This is a genomic window from Orbaceae bacterium lpD04 (genome assembly GCA_036251935.1).
GTDB classification, from domain to species: domain Bacteria; phylum Pseudomonadota; class Gammaproteobacteria; order Enterobacterales; family Orbaceae; genus Orbus; species Orbus wheelerorum.
The window spans coordinates 2,145,518-2,171,166 of sequence record CP133967.1; the positions used below are offsets into that span (position 1 = coordinate 2,145,518).

Here is a 25,649-nt window from a genome sequence, read left to right on the forward strand (position 1 = left end):
ATTACAACCCACCCAAAAATAACAAGACATTTAATAATGACTATTATATTCATTCAATAATATGAATAACGACAATAATTTCATTAAATGGTTAAATAAAGAACGCTGCTATAACTACTTATATTCACATCTAAACTGGCATGACCCAATACAACTTACTTTTTATTAAGTTGAGTTATTTCGAAAAGTGCCTGCTGATGTTCTAAATAATTATAGACATTATTAGCTAATGAATACTTAAATAACATTTCGGCACGTTTATTGTCACCTTTACTTTGATAATACTTACCTAAGTAAAAGTAGGTTTCACAAAGACGCTGAGCTAACTCATTGTTAGTTTCAACACCTTGCTGTAAATTAATCATCAAGTGATCTTCGCTAATTTTACCAAGGTAAAACGCAACAATATCACTTCCCCAGACAGTTTTATCTGCCATTTCATTATACCGTCTAAGGATCCCTTCATTCGCTTTGTTTTTATCTAGTTTTTCTTCAACTAAATAAAGCCAAAGCATACGCATTGGATCATTAGGAGCATATTGATAAAATTTTAACGCATCAACTGACGCCGCTTCATATCTTTCATTACGATATAATGCTATCGCTCGATTAATATAAGCAAATTGATAATCCGGTGCTAACTCCAGTGCGGTATTTAATGCCATAAATGCGGTATCATAATCACCATCATGCATTGCATTAATCGCTAAGTAGTTATATACATCGGGGATCGCAACATTATAACTTAATAACTGATTAAAATCAGTTTGAGCAAACGCTCTAAACCCTAAAGAGTCATACAAAGACCCTCTTTGAAAAAGCAATTGCATTCTCGCCTTTTCGCTAAGGTTTTTATTATATAGTTGCTGACTTATCTGCGCTAGTTTGATTTCATCATCGTAAGATACCTGCAAAGGTACCGCAAGTAACGGAGTTTTAGTACTACATCCTGAAATATAACTTGATAAAAAAATGGTTAATAGTAAACCTATTACCCTCAAGTTATATCTTTTCATTAAAAACCCCTTATTACAAGTATACAAAAATATGCTAATTGTTAAAACAACCAGCATATTAACATATATTACTCTGCTGCGTTGTCTACAGATTGCTCAGTTGCAATCGCATCTTTCATACTTAAACGGATACGTCCTTGACGATCAACTTCAAGTACTTTAACTTGAACTTCTTGACCTGCGCTAAGCACATCTGTCACTTTTTCTACGCGGTGATCAGCAATTTGTGACACATGAACAAGGCCTTCTTTGCCACCAATAATTGAAACAAACGCACCAAAATCAACGATACGAACCACTTTACCTGCGTAAACTTGGCCAACTTCAACTTCCGCTGTTATCTCGTTAATACGCTTAATAGCCGCTTGTGCTTTATCGCCATCAGATGCTGCAATTTTAACGGTACCATCATCTTCAATTTCAATCGTTGTACCCGTTTCTTCGGTTAACGCACGAATTGTTGAGCCACCTTTACCGATGATATCACGAATCTTTTCAGGATTAATTTTCATTGTATAGATACGTGGCGCAAATTCAGAAATGTCACTACGAGGACGATTAATGGCTTGTTCCATTACACCTAAAATATGTAAACGTGCACCTTTTGCTTGATTTAAAGCAACTTGCATGATTTCTTTAGTGATCCCTTCAATTTTGATATCCATTTGAAGCGCACTCACACCATCACGTGTTCCTGCAACTTTAAAGTCCATATCACCAAGGTGGTCTTCATCACCTAAAATATCGGATAATACAACAAAGTCATCGCCTTCTTTAACTAGGCCCATTGCAATACCAGCAACCGATGCTTTAATTGGCACACCCGCATCCATTAATGCCAGTGATGCACCACATACTGACGCCATTGATGATGAACCATTTGATTCAGTAATTTCAGAAACAACGCGCACCGTATAAGGAAACTCACCATTTTTAGGCATTACCGCTGCAACGCCACGTTTAGCAAGTCTACCATGACCAATTTCACGGCGTTTAGGCGATCCAACCATACCCGTTTCACCAACAGAATACGGAGGGAAATTATAATGGAATAAGAATTTATCTGTTTTTTCGCCAGTTAACTCATCAATAATTTGCGCATCACGCTCAGTACCAAGTGTTGCAACAACTAATGCTTGAGTTTCACCGCGTGTAAATAGTGCGCTACCATGTGCTCTTGGTAAAACATTAGTGCGGATATCAAGTGCGCGGATAGTATCTTTTTCACGTCCATCAATACGTGGTTCGCCTGCAATAACGCGTTGACGCACGGTTTGACTTTCTATTTCAGTAACAATATTAAGGATGGTTGTATCATCTAATGCTTCATTTTGCGCTTTTAACGCGGCTAAAACATCATCTTTAATCGCATCAATTTGTGCGTAACGCGCTTGTTTTTCAGTAATGCGGTAAGCTTCACCAATGCGATCTTTAGCAATTTCGCTAACTGCGTTATAAAGCGCTTCATCTTTAACTGGCGCAGTCCAATCCCATTTAGCATGACCTGCTTTAGCAACAAAGTCATTGATATTATCGATAACAACTTGCTGTGCATCATGACCAAATACCACTGCTGCAAGCATTTGATCTTCAGTTAAGATATCAGCTTCTGACTCAACCATTAATACCGCGCCACTAGTACCTGCAACAACTAAATCTAAGCGGCTATTTGCTAATTCAGTAACCGATGGATTTAATACAAATTCACCGTCAATTAAACCAACGCGCGCAGCGCCAATAGGGCCATGGAAAGGAACGCCAGATAAACATAATGCCGCTGATGCACCAATCATTGCAACGAGATCAGGACTAACTTGTGGATTAACCGACACGACAGTTGCAATAATTTGGATTTCATTAACAAATCCTTCAGGGAATAATGGACGTAATGGACGGTCGATTAAACGTGCCGTTAATGTTTCGCCTTCACTTGGGCGGCCTTCACGTTTAAAAAAGCCACCAGGAATACGACCTGCGGCATAGGTTCTTTCTTGATAATTAACGGTCAAAGGGAAAAAATCTTGCCCTTCTTTCGCTTTTGGTTTAGCAACAACACTAACAAATACAGCCGTATCATCCATATTGACCATAACAGCTGCGGTCGCTTGACGTGCAATAACGCCGGTTTCTAACTTAACGGTATGGCGACCATATTTAAATTCTTGTATAGTTGGATTAAACAATTCGATTTCCTCATTAAAAATAATAAATAACTCGACCATCTTCATTGTTACGACTAATGACAGATTTATTAAATGCTTTCTATTTATGTACTAAATACATGGCGAGAAACAACAAAAATAGCGCTGCTAATAAAGCTCTCATTAGCCGTACGAAACATGAAACAATGATCTTAATGCAAAACGGATCAATTATACATGAAATTGAAAGCTTGTCATATTTATTTGACTTGCTGAGAAAGTGCCAATCACACCAATGGAACATAAAGTAACTTCAAGCTTATTTTAGGTTTGAACTTACGAAAAAACAAACAAAACCGTGTATAATATTAACAAAATAAAGGCATGTTATTACCATGCCTTGGCGAATTAATATCAAAAAGTTAACGCTGAGTAAGGGGCGTAAATTCAACTGCTTCACTCACATTTTTATAAGCAGGGCGAATAATGCGCCTATCATCAAAATTCAGTTCTTCAATGCGATGTGCGCACCAACCAACAATACGCGACATCGCAAATAACGGCGTATAGACTTCTTTTGGTAAACCAATCATGTCATAAACAAAGCCTGAATAAAAATCAACATTTGCACAAACTTGTTTCTTGGTTTTGGCATTTTTACGATGGGTAATGGCATAAATAGCGCGCTCTTCAAGTAAGTTCATAAATGCGAATTCAGCTTCTCGGCCCTTTTCCTTAGCAAGCTCTTTAGCCATCTCTTTTAGCAGCACTGCCCGTGGATCAGAAACGGTATATACCGCATGGCCAATACCATAAATCAGCCCTTTTTGGTCATACACCTCTTTACTAAGCATCTTTTTAAAATAGTCATCAATTTGCTGCTCATCAGTCCAATTGGTTATCACCTCTTTCAAATGATTGATCATTTTACCGACTTGTAAATTAGCGCCGCCATGTAATGGGCCTTTTAACGAACCAATACCGGCTGCAATCGAGGAATAAGTATCGGTGCCTGTTGAACTTGTTACTCTAACCGTAAATGTTGAGTTATTACCACCACCATGCTCGGCATGTAAAATCATGGCTAAATCAAGCACTCTAACATCAAGCTCGGTATAGCCTTTCGTACCTTTTATCATATATAAAAAATTTTCTGCGATCGAAACATCTTCATTAGGGTGACGAATATGTAACGATTGGCCTTTAGCGCTATGGCGTAAAATATTATAAGCATAAGCAATAATAGCTGGAAATTTTGCGATTAAATCGACAGATTGGCGCATCAAATTATCGCGGCATGTATCATCAGGCTCAGGATCATAGTTATACATTTCAAGCACCGTTCTTGCCAAAATATTCATAATATCTTGACCTTCAAGATCAATAATGGCAATTTTAGTTTGTTTTTCTAATGCCATTGACTCGCATAGCATATGAGAAAAAAGATCTAACTCTTCTTTATCGGGCAAAGCACCAGATAACAATAAATAAATTACTTCTTCAAAGCCTGTGCGCTTTTCCTTTTGAGCACAATGGACCAGATCATCAATATCAATACCTCGATAAAGCAATTTACCCGGTATAGGTTTTAACGAACCATCATCTAAACGGTCATAACCAACTACATCACCAATATTTGTTAGTCCAACTAACACACCTGTATGATCAGCATTACGCAGTCCACGTTTAACATTAAATTTTTCAAATAATTCATTATCAATCTTGCAAGTTAACTTAACGGCTTCTGACAATTTATAAATCATAAATTTATCTTTCATAAACATCACCTTTCATAAACGATAGCCTATGCACATAAGGCAAAAAGAGGATAAGGATAAAGGTAAAAACGTTATCCTTATTGATTTCGAATAAAACCTATAAATGATTAATTACAGCTTGAGTGAATTGGCTTGTTGTCAAAATATTGCCATTTGACATAAAGCGAGCTAAATCGACGGTAGCTTGACCTTGTTGGAATAGCTGTTCCATCGCAGAATTAATTAACTGACCGACTTCATACCAGCCCAAATAATCAAATAACATCACCCCCGATAATAATAAAGAAGATGGATTTGCCATATCTTGGCCTGCAATATCTGGCGCCGTGCCATGCGTTGCTTCAAAAATAGCGTGACCAGTTAAATAATTAATATTTGCGCCTGGCGCGATGCCAATGCCGCCAACCATTGCTGCTAATTGATCGGATACATAATCACCATTAAGATTTAACGTTGCAATAACGCTGTACTCTTCAGGTTTAAGTAAGGTATTTTGTAAAAAGGCGTCACAAATTACATCTTTAATAATTAATTTACCCGCTGACTTCGCTGCGGTAAGCGCAGCATTCGCCGCAGCGAAGCCTTGCTGTGTTTTTAGCTTATCAAATTGCTGCATAGTAAATACGCTACTTGCAAATTCTCGCTCGGCAAGTTCATATCCCCACTGTTTAAAGCCGCCTTCGGTAAACTTCATAATATTACCTTTATGTACCAACGTTACAGACGGTAACTTATTATCTAAGGCATAGTTAATGGCCGCTCGAATTAATCGCTCACTACCATCAACAGAAACGGGCTTGACACCAAAAGATGATGTTTGGGGAAATCTAACTTTTTTTACGCCCATTTGCTGAGATAAAAATTGATAAAATTTTTCCGCTTCTGGCGTTCCTTGAAGCCATTCGATCCCGGCATAAATATCTTCAGTATTTTCACGAAAAATGGTCATATTAACTTTTTCAGGGTGTTTAATTGGTGACTCAACGCCGTTAAACCATCTCACTGGCCTCAAACAAACATAAAGATCTAACTCTTGCCTTAATGCCACATTGAGTGAACGAATTCCCCCACCAACTGGCGTGGTTAACGGCCCCTTAATACCAATTAAATACTCTCTAAACGCGTTCATTGTGTCATCGGGTAACCAAGAACCGCTATGATTAAAAGATTTTTCACCAGCAAGCACTTCTTGCCATTCAACTTTACGAGCACCTTGATAAGCTTTCGCTATCGCACTATCAAAAATAGCCTTAGCAGAACGCCAAATTTCGGGACCAACGCCATCGCCCTCAATAAAAGGAATAATCGGATTATTAGGAACATTCAGTTTGCCACCGGTGATCGTTATTTTATTATTCATATCATATCCTTTTTAACTATTTTTAAATTCTGCGCTTAATTTATTAAGCGCACTACCTGCTTTAAACCATGAAATTTGAGCCTCATTATAAGTATGAGCGACTGGGAAAGCCTCGACATTACCATCACGATGATTTAGCACCATTGTTAAATTTTTACCCGGCGTAAAGTCAGTCAAACCGAGAATGCTAATTTTATCGTCCTCTTGTACCTTGTCGTAATCTTCTTTATTTACAAAAGTTAATGCCAACATACCCTGTTTTTTTAAATTCGTTTCATGAATTCGAGCAAACGATTTAACGACAATGGCTTTGACATTTAAAAATCGAGGTTCCATCGCAGCATGTTCACGAGAAGAGCCTTCACCGTAGTTTTCTTCCGCCACTACGATAGAGCCTAATCCTTCGGCTTTAAATTTTCTAGCCAGTTCTGGCACCGCCAAATAGGAATTTGTTTGCGCATCAAGTACAAAATTAGTTTGCTCATTAAACGCATTAACTGCACCAATTAACATATTATTTGAAATATTATCTAAATGGCCACGATATTTTAACCACTTACCCGCCATTGAAATATGGTCAGTTGTGCATTTACCCAGCGCTTTAATTAATAACGGTTGCGCTACAATATCTTTACCATCCCAAGGTAAAAATGGCGATAGTGCTTGTAGCCGCTCAGAACTTTGCGCAATATTCACGGCAACTTGACTACCATCAGCGATTGGCTCGATGTACCCTGCGTCATCAACAGCAAAGCCATTAGTTGGTAATTCATCACCAACTGGCTCAGGTAACTTAACTTTTTCCCCTTTACTGTTGGTTAACGTATCGGTTAATGGGTTAAATGTTAGCGTTCCGGCAATTGATAATGCCGCGACAATTTCTGGTGAACAAACGAAAGCATTGGTATTAGCATTGCCATCATTACGCTTAGCAAAATTACGGTTAAATGAGGTAACAATTGAGTTGTAATGTTCATCACTAACCTCATCACGTCGCCATTGACCAATACAAGGGCCACATGCATTAGCCATAACAACCGCGCCTGCTTGTTCAAATGTATCTAATAAGCCATCACGTAAAGCGGTATATTTTACTTGCTCAGAGCCGGGATTTATAATCAATTTGGCTTTTACACTTAAGCCCAATTTAGTTGCATTATCAATAACTGACGCAGCCCTACTCATATCTTCATAAGAAGAATTAGTACAAGACCCAATCAAGCCAACTTCCATATTATTTGGGTAGTTATGCTGCTTAACTGCGCTTGCTAATTGTGAAATAGGGTAAGCTAAATCTGGCGTAAAAGGCCCGTTAACATAAGGTTCAAGCTCGGATAAATTAATTTCAATAACCTGATCGTAGTATTTATTTGGCTCATTAAGAACAGCTAAATCAGGATTAAAGCAATCAACTAGCTTCGTTGCTAAATCAACAATATCTTGGCGGCCAGTTATCGCTAAATAATCAGCTGATTTTTGATCATAAGGAAATATCGAGGTTGTCGCCCCAACTTCAGCGCCCATATTACAAATCGTCGCTTTACCGGTTGCCGATAACGATTTTGTTCCTTCACCAAAATACTCAATAATTGAATTTGTCCCACCTTTAACGGTTAAAATGCCTGCTAATTTTAAAATCACATCTTTTGCAGAGGCCCAGCCTGATAACTTGCCGATTAATTTAACGCCAATTAAACGCGGCATTTTAAGTTCAAAAGCCATGCCGGCCATCACATCAACCGCATCGGCGCCACCAACACCAATAGCAATCATCGATAAGCCGCCAGCATTTGGGGTATGTGAATCAGTCCCAATCATCATACCGCCAGGGAAAGCGTAATTTTCTAAAACCACTTGGTGAATAATGCCGGCATTGGGTTTCCAAAAACCAATACCATACTTATTCGACACATCGCGTAAAAATTGATATACCTCTTGATTATTACTTTCAGCAATAATCAAATCATCATAAGCATTTTTATAAGCCTGAATTAAATGATCACAATGCACTGTCGATGGCACGGCAACGCGATCGCGGCCTGAATTCATTAATTGTAACAATGCCATTTGAGCTGTTGCATCTTGCATCGCAACCCGATCTGGGGCGAAGTTAACATAATCAACGCCTCGTTTATAATCTTTTAATTGTTCACCTTGGGCTAAATGGGCATAAAGGATTTTTTCGGTTAATGTTAACGGTCGACCGATCACTTGCCGAATATGATTAACGGTGTCTTGATAATGGGTATAAACGTGTTTAATTAGTTCAAGATCAAAAATCATGGTAACCCCTCATTGCTCATTGTTTTTATATGATATTTTTAATAACTGCTTTTAACATGATAACGTGGAAAAATAAATATGCAATAAAACTGCTTAAATATGCAATTCTATATTTTGATATAAAAAGAGAAGAACCATTATAGATTATCTTTTGCATCGATATTGTCAATGGACAATATCGGTAAAATCGATTAAAAAAATTAATTTGATGGGCTGTTATATAACTAATAATTAACAACTATCCTTAACACTAGCAAATAAAAAAGCCTAATAAACAATACGTTCATTAGGCCTTTCATCGTAAATACAGTTACTTAAGGTTAATACTAACAGGGCAAATTACAGCTCAATACTGCCGATTGGTTGTGATTTTTTAACATCACCCATTTGGTTTATTGCCACTTTTTTATTATCTAAATTGGTAAATACTACAATAATGTCACAATCTTTATCTTGCGTCGTAATAAAATCAACATCCATTTGCGCCAAACGAGTATTTTGATCGATTTTTTGCCCTTCTTTCACATCAACAACAAATCCATCACCTTTTAACGCAACCGTATCGATCCCCATATGCACTAATCCTTCAATGCCTTCCTCTGTCTCAAAGGTAATGGCATGTTTAGTTGGGAAAATACTTAGCACTTTACCTTTTATCGGTGAATACACATCAACTTTGCCAGTCGTTGGACTAACGGCAAAGCCATCACCCATAATTTTATCTGCAAAAACGGTATCATTAACCTTTTCAATTGATTTAAAGGTGCCATTACATACGGCAAATAACTCGACTGATTTTTTCTTCTTTTTAAACAGACCAAACATTATCGCTCTCCAATTTAATAAAAACATTAACCTATCATACTATTAAAAAAACCGACATCAAAGTCGGTTTTTTAATTCTGTGATTTATTGCATAAATAATAAAAGCGTTTATACGATTTATGATGTTGGTTTTAACTCAGAGCGTTTCCACTCACACACGCCATAAATCGCATTAAATAAATAGATTAAGTATTGCGTAGCAATAATCGGGTTATCGGTATAAATATTTAGGCCAACAACCAGTACATTTAAAATAATCCATAAATACCAATTAAATGAAAAACGCATCATCAATAGTAACTGAGCAACGATGCCGAGGCCAAAAATAAAACAGTTAGTGACAAGTTGATAAACTGAATTCTCAACATCAAATATGCCCGTTAAATAAATATTAAAAAACACCGCGGCAATTAAAAATATTAAGGTTATTAAAAAGTAGCGTTCATTTAACGATCGCACTTTAACGGTTTGGTCACTCGTTTTATTTTTATGCCAAGTAACCAGGCCATAAATATGGGCACCAAAATAATAAAATGACGGTAAACTCGCGCCGATGTTGCCGCCTAGAATATTTGCGCTAGACTCACCAAAGGCGGCAAACATCCCTAAAACATTACCGCTATTACGCCTTTTGGCTAATAAAATAACGCATAACAGCCCACATATCGCGCCAAAAAAGGAGATAGCGTAACGAAGATTAAATGACGTAAAAGGATCGGTATAAAAAAAGGCTAGGATCACAAGTAATACACAAACATAGGGATAAAATCGATTACGGCCAATAGTTAAAATAAAATTAATCATGGTATACCTCTTTATGCATTGCTATGATTGATAAGTTTAGATACCAAATCAATACATTGTAAATAACGCTCGTCATAATCGGCAGACTCAATAGTGACGAATTTAATATTATTTTTAGTTAACATCGTTTTAATTGACTGCTGAAAATCTTTGCGCTGATTTGGATTCCCCAATTTGCGCATTCCATCAGCGACCCATGGTGTATTGTTTTCTAATAAAATAACGAGATCAAATCGATAATTATTAATCATTGCCTGCACAAAAGGGTGTTCTTTACCTTCGTATTTTTTACAAAATGCCTGCGTAGTGACAAAATCAGTATCAATAAACGCGACTTTATTGGCATATTTAATGGCAAAATCAATATATTGAGCCTGACCTAACGCAATTTTATCGTAATCGGAAAATTGCAATGCCCTCTCATCACCGCCCAAGTTAGAAAAAACATATTCACGGCCAAATTCCCACGCACTCGTTGAATTAAATACATTGGCAAGTTTATTGGTTAAAGTTGATTTACCGCTTGATTCACCGCCTAAAATCGCAACGGTTCTAACAAAAAAAGGCCTGACTTCAGTTGGAATATATTGCCAATTTTTAAGTGGTGCTTGGCGAATTTGCGTAGAGCTTACTTTCATAAAACTACGATCAGGATCGATAAGCACGGTATTTAAATCGAACAATTTATCATACATTTTTGCATCTTGCGGCTCGCTTGAGTAGATACAATCGGGTTCAATACCTTTATCGTTAAACAGCGACTTAACCCGCGAACTCCATTCATCCCATCCATTTGGATAAGCAGGAATACCATCTTCTTCTAAGATTTCAATATGGATATTTTTTTGATACTTAAATGTTTGCAAAAGCCAACGCATTCTGTCGTTAATGGTCGGTTGCCGAGACATCGCACTATCATTAAATAGCGCTTCATCACGCTTAGTATCTGAACAAAGAATAATATAAAGCTCATCAAGTTGGCTTATCGCGCGCTGAATTAAATAGATATGACCCGTATGTAACGGATAGAATTTACCAAAAATAACACCGGTTCTTTTATGTTTAAGAGGATAGTCTAGATTTAAATATTGATGTAACGCTTCTAACTTTTGTGCGCTGGGCATTTTGACTTTATCATTAATCAATTGGCTTAAATAGCCTTTGGTCATGCCAGTTGCATCGGCAACCACTTGTAGTGATATATTTTTGCGTTTAATTGCTGATTTTAAATAACTGAAACTCGACATAAGTCACCTTTTTGTTTTATATATTAAACACAATATAAATTAAAAAATACAATTGTTCAATATGCAAAACAAAATTATCTTATAAAATCTTATTTAATAACCATGAGTTTTTACATAAAATTGAGAGAAAATATAGGATTTCAAATAGCTAAATAGCAAAAAATTTATGAGCGAAAACCAAATACAACAAAAACTCTCTTTGGAATTTGCTCATATTTACCAAGATGGTGCATATCTGAAATATATTTATGATAATAAAATTTCGCACGCTCGTTGTTTTTCATTTTATAAAATATATCAGCCAAATTTAAAGTCGCCATTTCTTGAAGAAAATATTGATTATTGACTGCAGATAAAATTTGAATTGCTTCAGCATCTGCTCCGGCTTTCGTATAATAGTCACCAAGGCTATTTAGTGCGATTAAATCTTTTGATTGTATTGCAACTAAGTTAATTACTATCTGTTTAGCAATAGTCCTGATTTGTGGATAATCATTCGCTTTATACAATTGTTCAACTTGACTTAGTACGGTTGATAAATCATCATATTTTATTCTTATATCAGATGATTTATCTGAGTTTAAATCAACTAGCTTATAATGATATTTATCGATAGATTTCCCTTCATCATTTAAATCATCAAAATCGTTAAATCGTAGCAAACCACTATACATAAAATCCCATTCAAATAGACATTCAAACCCATCTCCAGAATAAACTTGCTCACCCGTTTCGGTTGAAATAACATAGCATTTATAGGTATCGGAGTGTCCTATTGAATAATCACTTTCTTCATCACTCTCTATTGGAATAAATGTACCTATATAGTCTTGAATAAAAATTTTAATAAACTTCCTATCGGGAGACATATCACCTAAGTCAGGCTCAAAAGAAATATCGATCCCTTTGTATTCATGCTCATTATAAAACTCTTGATCAGAACGTTCCCAATCAAATATCTCTTTGCGACTATCACCTGAAATAAAATAAAGTCGATAAGCGACATCATGATTCAAAGCTTTACTCAATTTTTTATAAAATTCAAAGGAATTACCATTAATATCATAAGTTTCGATTAATGTCTGTGGCACAGATTTAGGAGTAGCATCCATTTTAGACCAAGCAAAAGCAGAAAAACATAACAGTAAAGATGATATTAATTTCAAGTGTTTCATATATTACATCACAGTTAATTATTAATATTAATTAAATAGATAAAAAGTTATTTGTTAACTTTCGCCCTGTTAAGTATCCTTTTCAATCAAAACTAAGAGCGACATTCATTTTTAAAAAGTTTAGTTTGCTGATCTAAAAAACTAAGCAACGTTGGCATTCTATGCTTGCCAGCCATCGCACGAACATTGCTTGCTGCGAGCTCGGCATCAATGCCTACCGATGTGATATAAAGTGGATGTTTACTGTTGCCCCTAAATACCTCTTTAACCTGATTGTTATTAGTAAAAAAAGGGTTCTTGGCAACACCAATAATAGGTATTGATTGATTTAATGCTTGGTAAAGATGACCACCTAAACCGATTTTGCCATCATCTAAATAAACATGACCATCAACAACAATTATATCAACTTTTGATAAATCTATCTTTTCGAGCAGCGGCATAATACAGGGAAGTTCGCGCAAATAGAATTCACCTGATTGATAAGGCGTAACATTATCACGATAATCAGCAATAATGCCGAAAGGCGTTTCATCTTGCCAGCCGTTAAACAATATTCCGACACTTTTTGCCTTATCATCAATATAATAAACATCGATTGCTAATATCATGGTATTCCTTATGTTTCAAATAGCAGATGAGAAAACTACTTAATCATATCATAATATTTTGTTAACTTTCGCCCTGTTAAGCATCCTTTTCAATCAAAAAATCGCGCAATCGGCAATTTTAAATAATAAACCCAAGTGCGATACCAATGAAGTATAAAACACTTAGGCTAAAGTAAAACTAAGATTAGCTCAGTGATCGGGTTTAATATGCAGCTAAAATCCAAAATATTTCACCATTCATACGTAGAAGCGCCTACCAATAATTACCAAAAGTATTTAAGGCCGAGTGTGCCGCTAAATTCTTTTGTTTTACCATCAGAGTTGGTTAAAGAATGGTAATAACGGGTATCAAAATAGATATAAGAGGTATTTGTTAAAGGTAATTGAATACCAATACCTAATTCAGCCGCCGTTTTAGCGTTTTTCTCACTTACTTTGCTGGTGCCAAAATCAATATTTTTTTGATTTAAAAAATCATGGATAATATTGCCCGTAAAATAAAGAGATTGTGTTTTTAATTTTTCAGTGCCTTGGTTATAAGCAAACCTAGCCCCAATTCGCCCTCTTAATCCCTGCTGATTATTTTGATCGACCTTGATATTATCAGTTGTGCGATAACTGTTATAGTTTAGATATTGATAGATTAATTGCGCTTGAGGCTCGATAAACCAATCACCTTGACTTAAGCCATGATGAGTTATTGCAAAAGGCCTTCCAGCTTCAGCAGAGAATATCACACCGTAAGCATGATTTTTGTCATTTGAGGCAGTGTTTGTTGTATATTTATTTTGAATATAATTTAGCATACCCACAAAATCCAAATAGCTGCCATTACTATCATAATAAGCATGTGATAGCGCTAAACTGTAGATATCTGATTGCCCATGTGCGGTTTTGATATTATTTTGGCCATAGCTGCCACTTGTTGTATCAAAATAAATATTTTTTGAGTTATAAAATGCTAAATTATCTTTTGCATAAGTCACCATGATGCTGGAGTGACTTCGAATATTATTGTCCTTGTTATCATTAATATTAAAGTCGTAACCAAATTGCATTCCCCACAGTTTAGATCGGTAATCAAATCGAGTTTTTCCCTCAGTTTTATTATAATTACCGATAATGCGCCCCCACACTAAGCCGTCAATATGTTCGATTTGACAAGCCCCGCAATCATCCCAAGCAATTGTTTGTCGCTCACTTAATCGCTCATGTAATGTTGCAAGTATTGAGTAACCAGCATTTAAGTTAGCTTTGGGCATTAAAATAGCTTCAGGGACTTTAGGATTGATGGGATTAACCGGGTTTATTGGCGGTGATTGTGAACCAAAGAGTTTCCATGCATAATTATTATTATCGGTTTGCACCAAGATCGCTTGCTCTTGACCTGTTGTGTTAGCAAAGCCATAAAAACTATTCGCGCCTAAAGCGTGGTTATCAACCGTTATAACGATTGGTGAATATTTATCGCTTGAATTTACACTATCAGAAGCAATATCACCAATAATGCCATTTTTAGTTTTTACTTCGGTATAACCCAAAGCGGTGCCTTTAATATAGACCGAATCAGTATAACTATTGATTGAGCGAGTATTACCGGTATTTGAGCCTTCATTCCAAACGGTGTTGACAACGATTGTGCCATTGCCCTGCGGAAACTGATTATTGATAGTTGGTTGCAGAGTTCCTCCTGCATAATCACCATCAACAGTTAAACGGCTTGGCTGATTAGATGTTCCTGATAAATTAATTATTCCAGATGGATTCATTAACTGCCCAATTAATGTAAAATTATTATCACTCACCTCTAGCCTTGCTGAGTTAGTAAGGCTTAATTGGGTAAGTTCGGAATTATTTGTCATTTTCCAATAACTTTTTTCACCACTAATTGCTAAGTTTATATTTCCTTTTTCAAGAGAATTGAGATTGGTACCAAGCTTGGTATAACCAATAAACTGACTCCCATCACTCGCGTTTTCTGTCATTCTTAAATCAATTAAGCCAGACTCTGCAAACAAGTTGCCTTGTATACGATAAACGCCCGTAGTATCGCTGGTTATTTTGGCATTGTCATTTAATACCGAGCCGATACCATCATATAATTTATCTTCAGCGCCCCAGTAATAGTTAGTCACACTTGACGAAATCTTGGTATTATCACCCATTGTGTGCATTGCATAACCGTCATCAGCTTTAATAATAGAGAGATCTCCTGCAATATTTACTATGCCGCCTAATTCACTATTATTATTATCAGCAGTCATTTTTTTTTCGGCAAAAATCGCGTCAGCGCCAGTGCCGGAAGCCGTAATATCCGCGCCATATAGCTGTATAACGCCGCCTTTATTGGCATATATTGCATGGGATTTTTGACCCGTTGTTGAGATAACCGCGCCCGAGTTAATAATAGCAACCGCATTGGTTCCTTTTGCGTAGCCATTAAATAAATTATTATGAGTTAGCGTATCCCTATTTCCAGCAAACACGCCATAACCGATACTATCGTTGGAATTAATGCTATCACCATTACCGGTAATAATTGAATTATTACCAATATATGCCAAATTATATTTATCTTCGCTCGAGGTTAGATTAACTCTAACGCCAGTTCCACTTCCTCTTACAATTAATTGACTATCATCGCCAATAATCACTCGGCCATAGCCTGTTCCACCATTTGGCGACTGCGCAACATTAATGATACTCGCATTTAAACCTTCGCTCTCAAGTAGCGCGCCATTACCAATAATAATTGAATGGCCACCAAACGCAGAATTAGCGCTATTGGTTTTAACCACATCGGAGTAATTGCCTTTTGTTGTTACCCATAAGCCATCACCAAAGATCATGTCACCGTGTGGATTTGCAACCCAAGCAAAATAAATACCATTGGTATTATTTGTTTCGCCGCCCCAACTATTATCGTCTTTAATGCGAGGTAAATAAGTGGTTATTTTAACGCAGTCACCATAATTATCACCAACACCAACGGCGCCACCATTACTCCAAACCGAGATCCCATCGTAAGAATGTCTTATTTGACTGTAATTTTCATCAGAGCATACTGCAAAGGCATTATGGGAGGTAAGGATTGCTGAAATAGCTAAAAAAAGAGTTCTCTTATACATTATTTGTCCATTTTATTTATTATGTTACTGTTACTTTTTTAAGTAATCGCTATTTTAAAAATGTTCGATACGCTTGGATTTTCCGGATAACCGCATCATAATGTTTGATAAACAATACCGATAATCGTTTATCGCATTTTACTTAGCCGTAATTGACAAGAATATATAAGTGATGTGGATCCATATTATTGTAATTATTTCCGAGCCAAAACATACGCAGTATAGCATAATAAAATTCCCTTAATAAAGAGATAGCTTGAATGGTAATTGCTATTAGTTTTGTAAAAAATCGTATAATTATCAATTAAATAAAATAGAGCATCTAAAAGTAAGCCGAGTATTTAAGTTTGAATTTAAAATTAAAAATGAACATGCTATGAGATAAATAACAGTATTATTTGGCAGTAGCGATAATCGTAATGAAAAGGAGCAGACATCAGTTTTATTGATTAAATAGATACACAGAGTTTAATGTTATTTTTTAAGCACAATGTTAAGAAATGAATACGATAAAAATGGATATCGCGCCTTAATGCTAAAGAGACATACTACTTACAATAAGGCTAAGTAAACACGGCACACTTTGTTAACTTTCGCCCTGTTAAGTAGCCCTTTCAATCAAAATTTATAAGATAAGCACCTGATCGCTATTTACACTAAATCAGATGACTGATTAAGAAAATATTAGCCTTTAACTATCTGCTAAGCACCAACACAATAGCGTCGTTTAATCTCATTAAGCTTATCGAGTGAACCGGCATTAAACGCGTCTAACATCCACTCTGGCCAGCCATAAACGGTTAAGTCAGCATCGGCCGTTTGCTCAGTATAATCCGCTAGGTGTAATAATACGCTATTGCCTTGGTCATCTTTTACGTCAAAATCAATCATATAATTATTCACCCAGCCCCAACGAGGTAGCGCTAATAAGCCCGGCCGGCCAAGGTCGAAAATAATCGGCCTTTCAACATCATAAGTCCCCGGCTTGCATGCCATTAGCATAATGGTATTTTTTGAAAACTTTGAATAATTTGTAATCGCAACACCATGTAAATCCGCCCAGTCGTACTCTTTAATATTTGTTTTACGCGGATGTAGCAAATACTTAGGGTGCAATCTGGGTTTAAAGCTAAAAAATTCACTTTCATTGATATAAACTTTATTGGTTTTACGATTAAAAACAATCGGACTATCTTTGGGTGAGAAAAAAGCTCTAAATAGTTCAGGAATAACAAAACAATAATTTGCAATAAAAAGAAAGCTATTCATTGAAAGCATGAGAATAAAATCACCATCAATTTCCAAAGAATAACGAATATAAAAATATAAAAAAAGAAGTTATTGTCAGAAATGCAATAATTGAGAATGAAATTCCAGAAAATAATCTATTCTCGACAGATAAGCGCCCAATCATACAAAAAGTATTATTAGCATAAATCAGTTCTTCATCGAGTTCAGAGCGGTAACAAGCCCCTTTATCTAAATCAGCAAACCAGCCAAATAACTGGGGTTGGTATTTTGATGACATAACTAAGCAGCCCTATTCATGGTTATTCCTTAATACCATACTTTTGTTTTATTTGTGCAAGCTCATCAAGTGAACTGGCTTTAAACGCATCTAACATCCACTCTGGCCAGCCATAAACGGTTAAGTCAGCATCGGCTGTCTGTTGTTCGTAATAGGCTAAGTTAAGTAATTTTCCTTCGCCTTGTTCATCATACAGGTCATAATCCACCAGATAATTATTAATCCAACCCCAACGAGATAAATTTAATAACCCTGATCGTCCATGATCTAAAATAATATGCCGTTCAACATCATAGGTTCCGGGTTTACATGCCATTAGCATAATGGTATTTTTTGACACTTTTGAATAGTTTGAAATCGCAACGCCATGTAAATCATCCCAGTCATACTCTTTAATATTTGTTTTACGCGGATGCAGCAAATACTTATGGTGCAATCTGGGTTTAAAGCTAAAAAATTCACTTTCATTAATATAGACTTTATTGGTTTTACGATTAAAAACAATTGGGCTATCTTTGGGCGAGAAAAAAGTTTTAAAAAGTTCTGGGATCACAAAACAATAATTTGCAAATAAACAAAGTATAATCATAATAAAAAAAATTAAAGATATTTTAATAAAATTAGAATCTATTTCTGTGTGATTTAAAAATAAAGGAAAAATAAAATTATTAATACCAATAAAAATAAACGGGATCATTAATATAAAAACTAGTAAAAAAATAACGCCATTCCAATTGCGTTGTTCACTACCAAATCGTTTTATCATACAAAAAGTATTATTAACATAAATCAGTTCATCATCTAACTCTGAACGAGGGCTTAGTCCTTTTTCTAGATCGCCAATCCAACCAAATTGCTGCGGTTGATATTTTGATGACATAACTAAGCGGCCCTATCCATGGTTATTCCTTAACGCCATGCTTTTGTTTTATTTGCGCAAGCTCATCAAGTGAACTAGCATTAAACGCGTCTAACATCCACTCCGGCCAGCCATAAACGGTTAAGTCAGCATCGGCCGTTTGCTCAGTATAATCCGCTAGGTGTAATAATACGCTATTGCCTTGGTCATCTTTTAAGTCAAAATCAATCATATAATTATTCACCCAGCCCCAACGAGGTAGCGCTAATAAGCCCGGCCGGCCAAGGTCGAAAATAATCGACCTTTCAACATCATAGGTTCCGGGTTTACATGCCATTAGCATAATGGTATTTTTTGACACTTTTGAATAATTTGAAATCGCAACACCATGCAAATCCGCCCAATCATACTCTTTAATATTTTTTTTGCGCGCTTGCAGTAGATATAACGGATTAAACCTTGGTTTAAAGCTAAAAAATTCACTTTCATTGATATAGACTTTATTGGTTTTACGATTAAAAACAATCGGACTATCTTTCGGCGAGAAAAAAGTTTTAAAGAGTTCAGGAATAAGAAAAGAATAATTTGCGAAGATTGTCAAAACAAAACCAACAATATATGCAAAGATGACCCCCGAATTACTCGAAGATGAATATAAGGATTTACTTGGTAAAGCAAAAAAAATAATAAGTACTAATAATACCATGCCAAGAATAAAGGCGATTGACATTAGAATGCCATTTGATAAGCGTTGTGCTTGCCTAAATCGACCGATCATACAAAAAGTATTATTAACATAAATCAGCTCATCATCTAACTCTGAACGAGGGCTTAGTCCTTTTTCTAGATCGCCAATCCAACCAAATTGCTGCGGTTGATACTTTGATGACATAACTAAGCGGCCCTATCCATTTTTATTCCTTAATACCATACTTTTGTTTTATTTGCGCAAGCTCATCAAGTGAACTGGCTTTAAACGCATCTAACATCCACTCTGGCCAGCCATAAAGCGTTAAATCCGCATCGGCCGTTTGCTCAGTATAATCGGCTAGGTGTAATAATACGCTATTGCCTTGGTCATCTTTTACGTCAAAATCAATCATATAATTATTCACCCAGCCCCAGCGCGGTAAATCTAATAAGCCCGGACGACCAAGGTCGAAAATAATCTGAGTTATGACATCATCGGTTCCAGGTTTACATGCCATAAACATAACGGTATTTTTTGAAAACTTTGAATAGTTTGAAATCGCAACACCATGTAAATCAGCCCAATCGTACTCTTTAATATTTTTTTTGCGCGCTTGAAGTAAATATAGCGGATTAAACCTTGGCTTTAAGCTAAAAAATTCACTCTCGTTAATATAGACTTTATTAGTTTTACGATTAAAAACAATCGGGCTATCTTTCGGGGAGAAAAAAGTTTTAAAGAGTTCTGGGATAAGAAAACAATAAATTGCGACGATTATCAAAACACAACTAGCAATATATACAAAAATCACACTAAAATCTCTCGAGGATGAATCTAATAATTCACTAGGAATAGCAAAAACTATTATACCGATGCATAACCCCATACCAAGAATAAAGGCGATTGACATTAGAATACCATTTAATAATCGTTGTGCTTGTCTAAATCGACCAAGCATACAAAAAGTATTATTAACATAAATCAATTCATCATCTAATTCTGAACGAGGGCTTAGTCCTTTTTCTAGATCGCCAATCCAACCAAATTGCTGCGGTTGATATTTTGATGACATAACTAAGCTGCCCTATCCATGGTTATTCCTTAATACCATACTTTTGTTTTATTTGCGCAAGCTCATCAAGTGAACTGGCATTAAACGCGTCTAACATCCATTCTGGCCAGCCATAAACGGTTAGGTCGGCATCGGCTGTCTGTTGTTCGTAATAGGCTAAGTTAAGTAATTTTCCTTCGCCTTGTTCATCATACAGGTCATAATCCACCAGATAATTATTAATCCAACCCCAACGAGATAAATTTAATAACCCTGAGCGTCCATGATCTAAAATAATATGCCGTTCAACATCATAGGTTCCGGGTTTACATGCCATTAACATAATGGTATTTTTTGACACTTTTGAATAGTTTGAAATCGCAACGCCATGTAAATCAGCCCAATCATACTCTTTAATATTTTTTTTGCGCGCTTGCAGCAAATACTTAGGGTGGAATCTGGGTTTAAAGCTAAAAAATTCACTTTCATTAATATAAACTTTATTGGTTTTACGATTAAAAACAATCGGGCTATCTTTGGGCGAGAAAAAAGTTTTAAAAAGTTCTGGGATAACAAAGCAGTAATCAGCAACAATACAAAGTATTAACGCGATTATGGATAAAAATGATAATTCTATAAAATCAGATGGGATATCTGAATAAGAAAAAAATAAAGGTAATGTAAAGGAGAATAGCATAATATAAAAAAGAGGTATGCTTAATATAAAAGCTAAGGAAAATAAAATGCCAGAAAATAATCTATTCTCGGCAGATAAGCGCTTAATCATACAAAATGTGTTATTAGTATAAATCAGTTCTTCATCGAGCTCAGATCGGTAACAAGCCCCTTTATCTAAATCGGCAAACCAGCCAAACAACTGGGGTTGGTATTTTGATGACATTCAATCTCTCCTTAATTATTAGCTATATTATAGTTTGCCAGTTTTCTTTATCACTACAGGTAACTCATCACTATCTGGTTGATAATAAAGTATCGTTAATCCATACTCTACTTGACTTAATTGATTCGCTTTAGCTATCGGTTTTTTCACGACTAATAATGTCCCCTCTTCACCCACTTGGCGATTTTGTTCTATTGCCTCTTCTTTATTTGGCATGAGTTGCAATTGTAGCTGATTTAGACTAACAACATCAGCCTCCAGCTCAAGCTCCCTGATTGTATAAATTTGAGTTGGTATTGTTTCAGTTGGCTCTAGCTGATTATAACTAAACGAGGTACCGATATCAAAATTAGATGTTTTAGGATATAGCGTTACGGTTGGTAACTGGCGCACAGTTGATTGATCAATAAAATAATAGAGTGTAATTAGGCTATGTGAGTCTTTGGCAAACACCACTTCACAAACAATATAGTCGTGTGGTTTATGAAAAGCAAAATTAGGAATGGCTAGATAAAGCTCAACATCAACGTCACCCGCACTCATTGCTGCACCGAGTTGGTCAAACCTAGCAAGCGTCGGTTTTGATGATATTAAGCCATCAATGCCTGCAATAGCTAAAAAATAATCGTTCAAAGCGTAACCAAACTTTGCTAACGAAGTATCTTCACCGTAAGCATCATACTTAAAATAGGCAAATTCGGCTTGTTGACCAAATTGAAGCCGATTTAACCAATGCTCTATCGGTGTCCATTTATCAAGTACATAACTTTTATCTATATAATAATTTCCTAAAAAAATACTTATTATTCCTGCTATAATGAGCCATGGATTAGTAGATAGAAGAAAAATAGCACCAAAAATTTCTAATATTCCGCCACCAATTCTAGCATTTCGATAATATTCATTATCAATATCCCTCATTGAAAAACTACTACCAATTTCAGCCAACGCATTATAAATCGTTATCCCGGCAAAAATACGGTTAACCCCAAAACTAATTCCGTCCATAATCGCGATTTTTGCGGTGGTTTTCGCTAATAAATTAACAGATTTTGCCTCTATTTGGGTTAAAAGCCGACTATTTAAGTAGAGGATCCCTGACTGAGCGAACATATCAATGGTGGTCATCGTTAGCGAAGTTATATTAGTCAGTAGTGCCTTCTCATTAAGATACTCTTTTTCGGCAGGTTGCATTTTGCTAAGTTGCTTAATATTGTCGATAATACTATTTATCGTTAAATAACCGACAAAACCATTAATTGCACCATTAATCATGAGTGATCGTTGTAGGTGCTGCACATTTGCTGTCGTTTGTTGTCGCAACTTTTCTAAATCTTGATATAGCTTACCTTTAGTTACACTATACGCAAGCTCCTTTAAATGCCGCTCTTGATGAAGATCTGTCTGTTGTTTATAGATTTCATCTTTAATGTTAGCATCTTGTTTTAGTCCTTCAGTGGTCTCAGTTACTTTAATCTGCTCTTGCTCTAATTTTGCTAAATCAGCGGTCAGTTTCTCTGTTTCAGTATTTAGTTCATTAATTGTCTCGGCTGATTTGGTGATACCTTGATTAACCGAATTCAATTGATTAGCAAAGTGTTTTTGTAATTTAGCAGGTAATTTCTCAGTAATAAATTTATTTAATTGATGCGGATTTAACACATTACCGTTAGCGATCCCTTGTTCATTTAAGAACGTAATAAAAAGTTGATAAATTTCGAGGTTATTGAAACTAAGAGCAAATTTAAAATTACCCATTTTACCTTCAGCGCTCAGTTCTTGATAAGATATTGGCATAGATTTTTGCCATACCAAACGTTCCGCAGTAGATAATTTACTGACATCACGAAATTGCATCATCTGCATTTCGGCTAATTTTAATGATAATACATCAATCGTACCGATTCTTGCTTTCGCTTGAAACTCAATATTAAACACGCCTTTACTCGCTAAATATTGCATACTATGCAGCGGCATCAATCTAGAACTAATCATCTGTTTTTCATTAATTTTTAGTATCTGAGCAGCTTCTTCAGTCATTAAGGTTGTCAGCCTGGTATGTACCTCTTCAAATTGTGTTAATCGAGTACGTTCATTTATTAATGATTGATTTCTCGATTTTGTTGTTTCCATATCCATCTTCGTCGATTTAATGGCCTCTTGAACTTGAATCATACCCTCATTAATACGTTCTAAATAAATCTTATTTAATGCTAAACTCTCTCGTAATTCATTAATTTTACTACTCAATCTATTCACTTCTAGTTCAGAAAGAGCTTGCCTATTTAACTGTCGATATTCTTCTTTGAGCTTTTTAAGCTCTTCTTGTTGTAAAACTACGCTCTCTTGCAATGAACTTTTTTCACCATTGAGTTCTTCAAGTTGTTGTTCTCGTATGGCAATCTCATTTTCATAGGGTTTCAATTTTTCTGCATCAATGACTATCACTAAAGAACCAATATTTGAAATCAAATTAGTCACAATGTCGCTAACACTTACATCTTCATCGGTACCAATATTTTTAAAGTTTCTATTGAGTAAATCAAAACCTGATTTATCTTGATATAACACCACATATAAAATACTTTCAGGGTTACTTTGTAACTCGTCCCAAAGAGCATAATGTTCATCTAAATAGCTAAGCTGAGTACCTGAATAGAGTATTTTATAAATGAGGGTCAAATTAAAATTTTTATCACCAATTAAGTCAAAATTAAACTCACGGCGCCAAAACTGAGTTAGCTCAAAAGAGCTTGGCTGTGTTGTTGCAAAGATTGAAATATTTTTTTTATTTGCTAATAATTTGTTGGTTGCTTGACCAAATAACCAGCGTGTATAAGTATAGTAATCTACTGCATATTTTTTGTAATACTCAAGTAGCTTTTCATAATGAGGCTGTAGCTCTTTTTCAAACTCGTCTACCCGTTGCTGATTAATACGATCAGTTAATGCACCTACTTTCTCTTTTTTTTGTTTTTCTAAATACGTTTTTTTGTCAGATGCTTGAATATAAGCTTGAGATAGGTTGACTCTTCTTGCAGCAGATTGATAATTATCTTGGTTATTATAGTCAGCAATTAATCTAGTTCGTTCAATATCGATTATTCGCTGCTCTTTAATTATTTGGCTATCATAGGATTGCCTCATGCCATTAATATATTTATCGGTATAGAGTTTAATCAGACGCTTTTTAAAAATATTATCACTAAAATAAGCAAGTTTTTTTAGCTCCGGATTAACTGTTTTAAGGATGTTCTTAGCCCGAGCTTCAAAGTATTTATCTTGTGAATTTTTATTAAATCGTCCCATTGCGGAGAGTGGCTCATAGGGTTCATTAACAATAGTTGGCTCTGGCGCATTAAAATAGTAGTCACAAAATTTTATTCGCTGCCCATTTAACTCCTCAGCAATGGCAAACGGATCTTCTAAAACAATCGCTGACGAGCTGACACTATTATCATCTTTATATAAATCATTAACATGATTGGCGTAGAGTTTGCGATCGGCAAGGCGGCTGTTAAATGTTTCAACCGAGTCAAAATACGGTAATGAATCTTTTGCAAAACGAAATTCGAGCACTTTACTTGGTGGGTTAACGTTATTATCGCCTAAATAACCAAAAACATCGGCAAAAGGCACTGCTCGATTATGCGTTGCAATCGATTGATCTTGTTTGAACTGGCTTAAGTCGGCGTAACTAAACCGTGATAAAGCCGTTAAGTCTTGCTCGCCAAGGTAGCCGTCAATGGTCTCTTTTGACCACGGCCGTTGGCTATAGCCAATCCATGCCTGAGTATATTTTTGCTCATCAAGGTGGATAAATGAAGCGGGCACTGAATGATGCAAATTACGACATGCTTTAGGTAATGGCCTTGGCTTGCTACCGGGTAAACTGTAAGCATCTTTTCTACGTAACGCCCCATCGATCGATTCATAAGCCTCAACTATGCGACTAGCACTATCCGTGCCATTTTGCTGCATCACATAGACGTAACCATCACGAATGGTTCTTAAAATATACTGGTAATCGCTTAGTGCTTCATCAGGCATTCTATCTTTAAAATTGAGCTTTTCGGTATATTGCGCCAGTTCAAGGTAAACTGGATCACCATTTGGTGAGCTATCTGTTTTATTTTTAGCGATTATTGCTTGGCGTAGTAAAAAAACTTTAAGTCCATGACGCTGACATGCAGCGCACTTTGCTTCTGCGTCAGCGGCACTTTGATTGGCCGTGGCTTGATTTTGTTTCAT

At 35.9% G+C, this 25,649-nt stretch carries 18 protein-coding genes; all 18 read right to left on the reverse strand.

Annotated elements, in window-relative coordinates; genetic code table 11:
- Nucleotides 1-155 precede the first annotated feature (155 nt).
- Nucleotides 156-1,016, reverse strand: coding sequence for a lipoprotein NlpI (gene nlpI, locus RHO14_09550; GenBank protein ID WVD70598.1), 861 nt, complete (start codon nucleotides 1,014-1,016; stop codon nucleotides 156-158).
- A 68-nt stretch (nucleotides 1,017-1,084) separates the two neighbouring features.
- Nucleotides 1,085-3,205, reverse strand: a complete 2,121-nt coding sequence (gene pnp, locus RHO14_09555) for a polyribonucleotide nucleotidyltransferase (GenBank protein WVD72506.1) — start codon at nucleotides 3,203-3,205, stop codon at nucleotides 1,085-1,087.
- A 374-nt stretch (nucleotides 3,206-3,579) separates the two neighbouring features.
- On the reverse strand, nucleotides 3,580-4,935 hold the full coding sequence (locus tag RHO14_09560; GenBank protein ID WVD70599.1) for a citrate/2-methylcitrate synthase: 1,356 nt from the start codon (nucleotides 4,933-4,935) through the stop codon (nucleotides 3,580-3,582).
- A 97-nt stretch (nucleotides 4,936-5,032) separates the two neighbouring features.
- Entirely contained in the window at nucleotides 5,033-6,295 is a 1,263-nt protein-coding gene (icd, locus tag RHO14_09565) for an NADP-dependent isocitrate dehydrogenase (GenBank protein WVD70600.1), read from the reverse strand.
- A 12-nt stretch (nucleotides 6,296-6,307) separates the two neighbouring features.
- Nucleotides 6,308-8,578 (reverse strand): aconitate hydratase, encoded by a 2,271-nt coding sequence (locus RHO14_09570; protein ID WVD70601.1) that lies wholly within the window; start codon nucleotides 8,576-8,578, stop codon nucleotides 6,308-6,310.
- Between the two features lie 339 nt (nucleotides 8,579-8,917).
- Nucleotides 8,918-9,403, reverse strand: a complete 486-nt coding sequence (locus RHO14_09575) for a glucose PTS transporter subunit IIA (GenBank protein WVD70602.1) — start codon at nucleotides 9,401-9,403, stop codon at nucleotides 8,918-8,920.
- Between the two features lie 117 nt (nucleotides 9,404-9,520).
- Nucleotides 9,521-10,207, reverse strand: coding sequence for a nicotinamide riboside transporter PnuC (pnuC, locus tag RHO14_09580; protein WVD70603.1), 687 nt, complete (start codon nucleotides 10,205-10,207; stop codon nucleotides 9,521-9,523).
- A gap of 11 nt (nucleotides 10,208-10,218) precedes the next feature.
- Nucleotides 10,219-11,454 (reverse strand): multifunctional transcriptional regulator/nicotinamide-nucleotide adenylyltransferase/ribosylnicotinamide kinase NadR, encoded by a 1,236-nt coding sequence (gene nadR / locus RHO14_09585; protein ID WVD70604.1) that lies wholly within the window; start codon nucleotides 11,452-11,454, stop codon nucleotides 10,219-10,221.
- A gap of 164 nt (nucleotides 11,455-11,618) precedes the next feature.
- Nucleotides 11,619-12,629: a hypothetical protein gene (locus RHO14_09590; protein ID WVD70605.1), complete on the reverse strand. Its 1,011-nt coding sequence runs from the start codon at nucleotides 12,627-12,629 to the stop codon at nucleotides 11,619-11,621.
- Nucleotides 12,630-12,721: 92 nt separating this feature from the next.
- Nucleotides 12,722-13,240, reverse strand: coding sequence for an endonuclease V (locus RHO14_09595; GenBank protein ID WVD70606.1), 519 nt, complete (start codon nucleotides 13,238-13,240; stop codon nucleotides 12,722-12,724).
- 263 nt (nucleotides 13,241-13,503) lie between these two features.
- Nucleotides 13,504-16,368 carry an autotransporter outer membrane beta-barrel domain-containing protein gene (locus RHO14_09600; protein WVD70607.1) on the reverse strand — a complete coding sequence of 955 codons (2,865 nt, stop codon included), beginning with the start codon at nucleotides 16,366-16,368 and terminating at the stop codon, nucleotides 13,504-13,506.
- Nucleotides 16,369-17,070: 702 nt separating this feature from the next.
- Entirely contained in the window at nucleotides 17,071-17,637 is a 567-nt protein-coding gene (locus RHO14_09605; GenBank protein WVD70608.1) for a hypothetical protein, read from the reverse strand.
- Between the two features lie 25 nt (nucleotides 17,638-17,662).
- On the reverse strand, nucleotides 17,663-17,896 hold the full coding sequence (locus RHO14_09610) for a hypothetical protein (GenBank protein WVD70609.1): 234 nt from the start codon (nucleotides 17,894-17,896) through the stop codon (nucleotides 17,663-17,665).
- Nucleotides 17,897-17,918: 22 nt separating this feature from the next.
- Complete coding sequence (locus RHO14_09615; GenBank protein ID WVD70610.1) at nucleotides 17,919-18,776, reverse strand: hypothetical protein; 858 nt, start codon at nucleotides 18,774-18,776, stop codon at nucleotides 17,919-17,921.
- A gap of 22 nt (nucleotides 18,777-18,798) precedes the next feature.
- The gene (locus RHO14_09620; GenBank protein WVD70611.1) at nucleotides 18,799-19,647 is read right to left on the reverse strand and encodes a hypothetical protein; all 849 of its coding nucleotides are present in this window, start codon (nucleotides 19,645-19,647) and stop codon (nucleotides 18,799-18,801) included.
- Between the two features lie 22 nt (nucleotides 19,648-19,669).
- Nucleotides 19,670-20,518, reverse strand: coding sequence for a hypothetical protein (locus tag RHO14_09625; protein ID WVD70612.1), 849 nt, complete (start codon nucleotides 20,516-20,518; stop codon nucleotides 19,670-19,672).
- A 22-nt stretch (nucleotides 20,519-20,540) separates the two neighbouring features.
- Nucleotides 20,541-21,398 carry a hypothetical protein gene (locus RHO14_09630; protein ID WVD70613.1) on the reverse strand — a complete coding sequence of 286 codons (858 nt, stop codon included), beginning with the start codon at nucleotides 21,396-21,398 and terminating at the stop codon, nucleotides 20,541-20,543.
- Between the two features lie 27 nt (nucleotides 21,399-21,425).
- Nucleotides 21,426-25,649: a hypothetical protein gene (locus tag RHO14_09635; protein WVD70614.1), complete on the reverse strand. Its 4,224-nt coding sequence runs from the start codon at nucleotides 25,647-25,649 to the stop codon at nucleotides 21,426-21,428.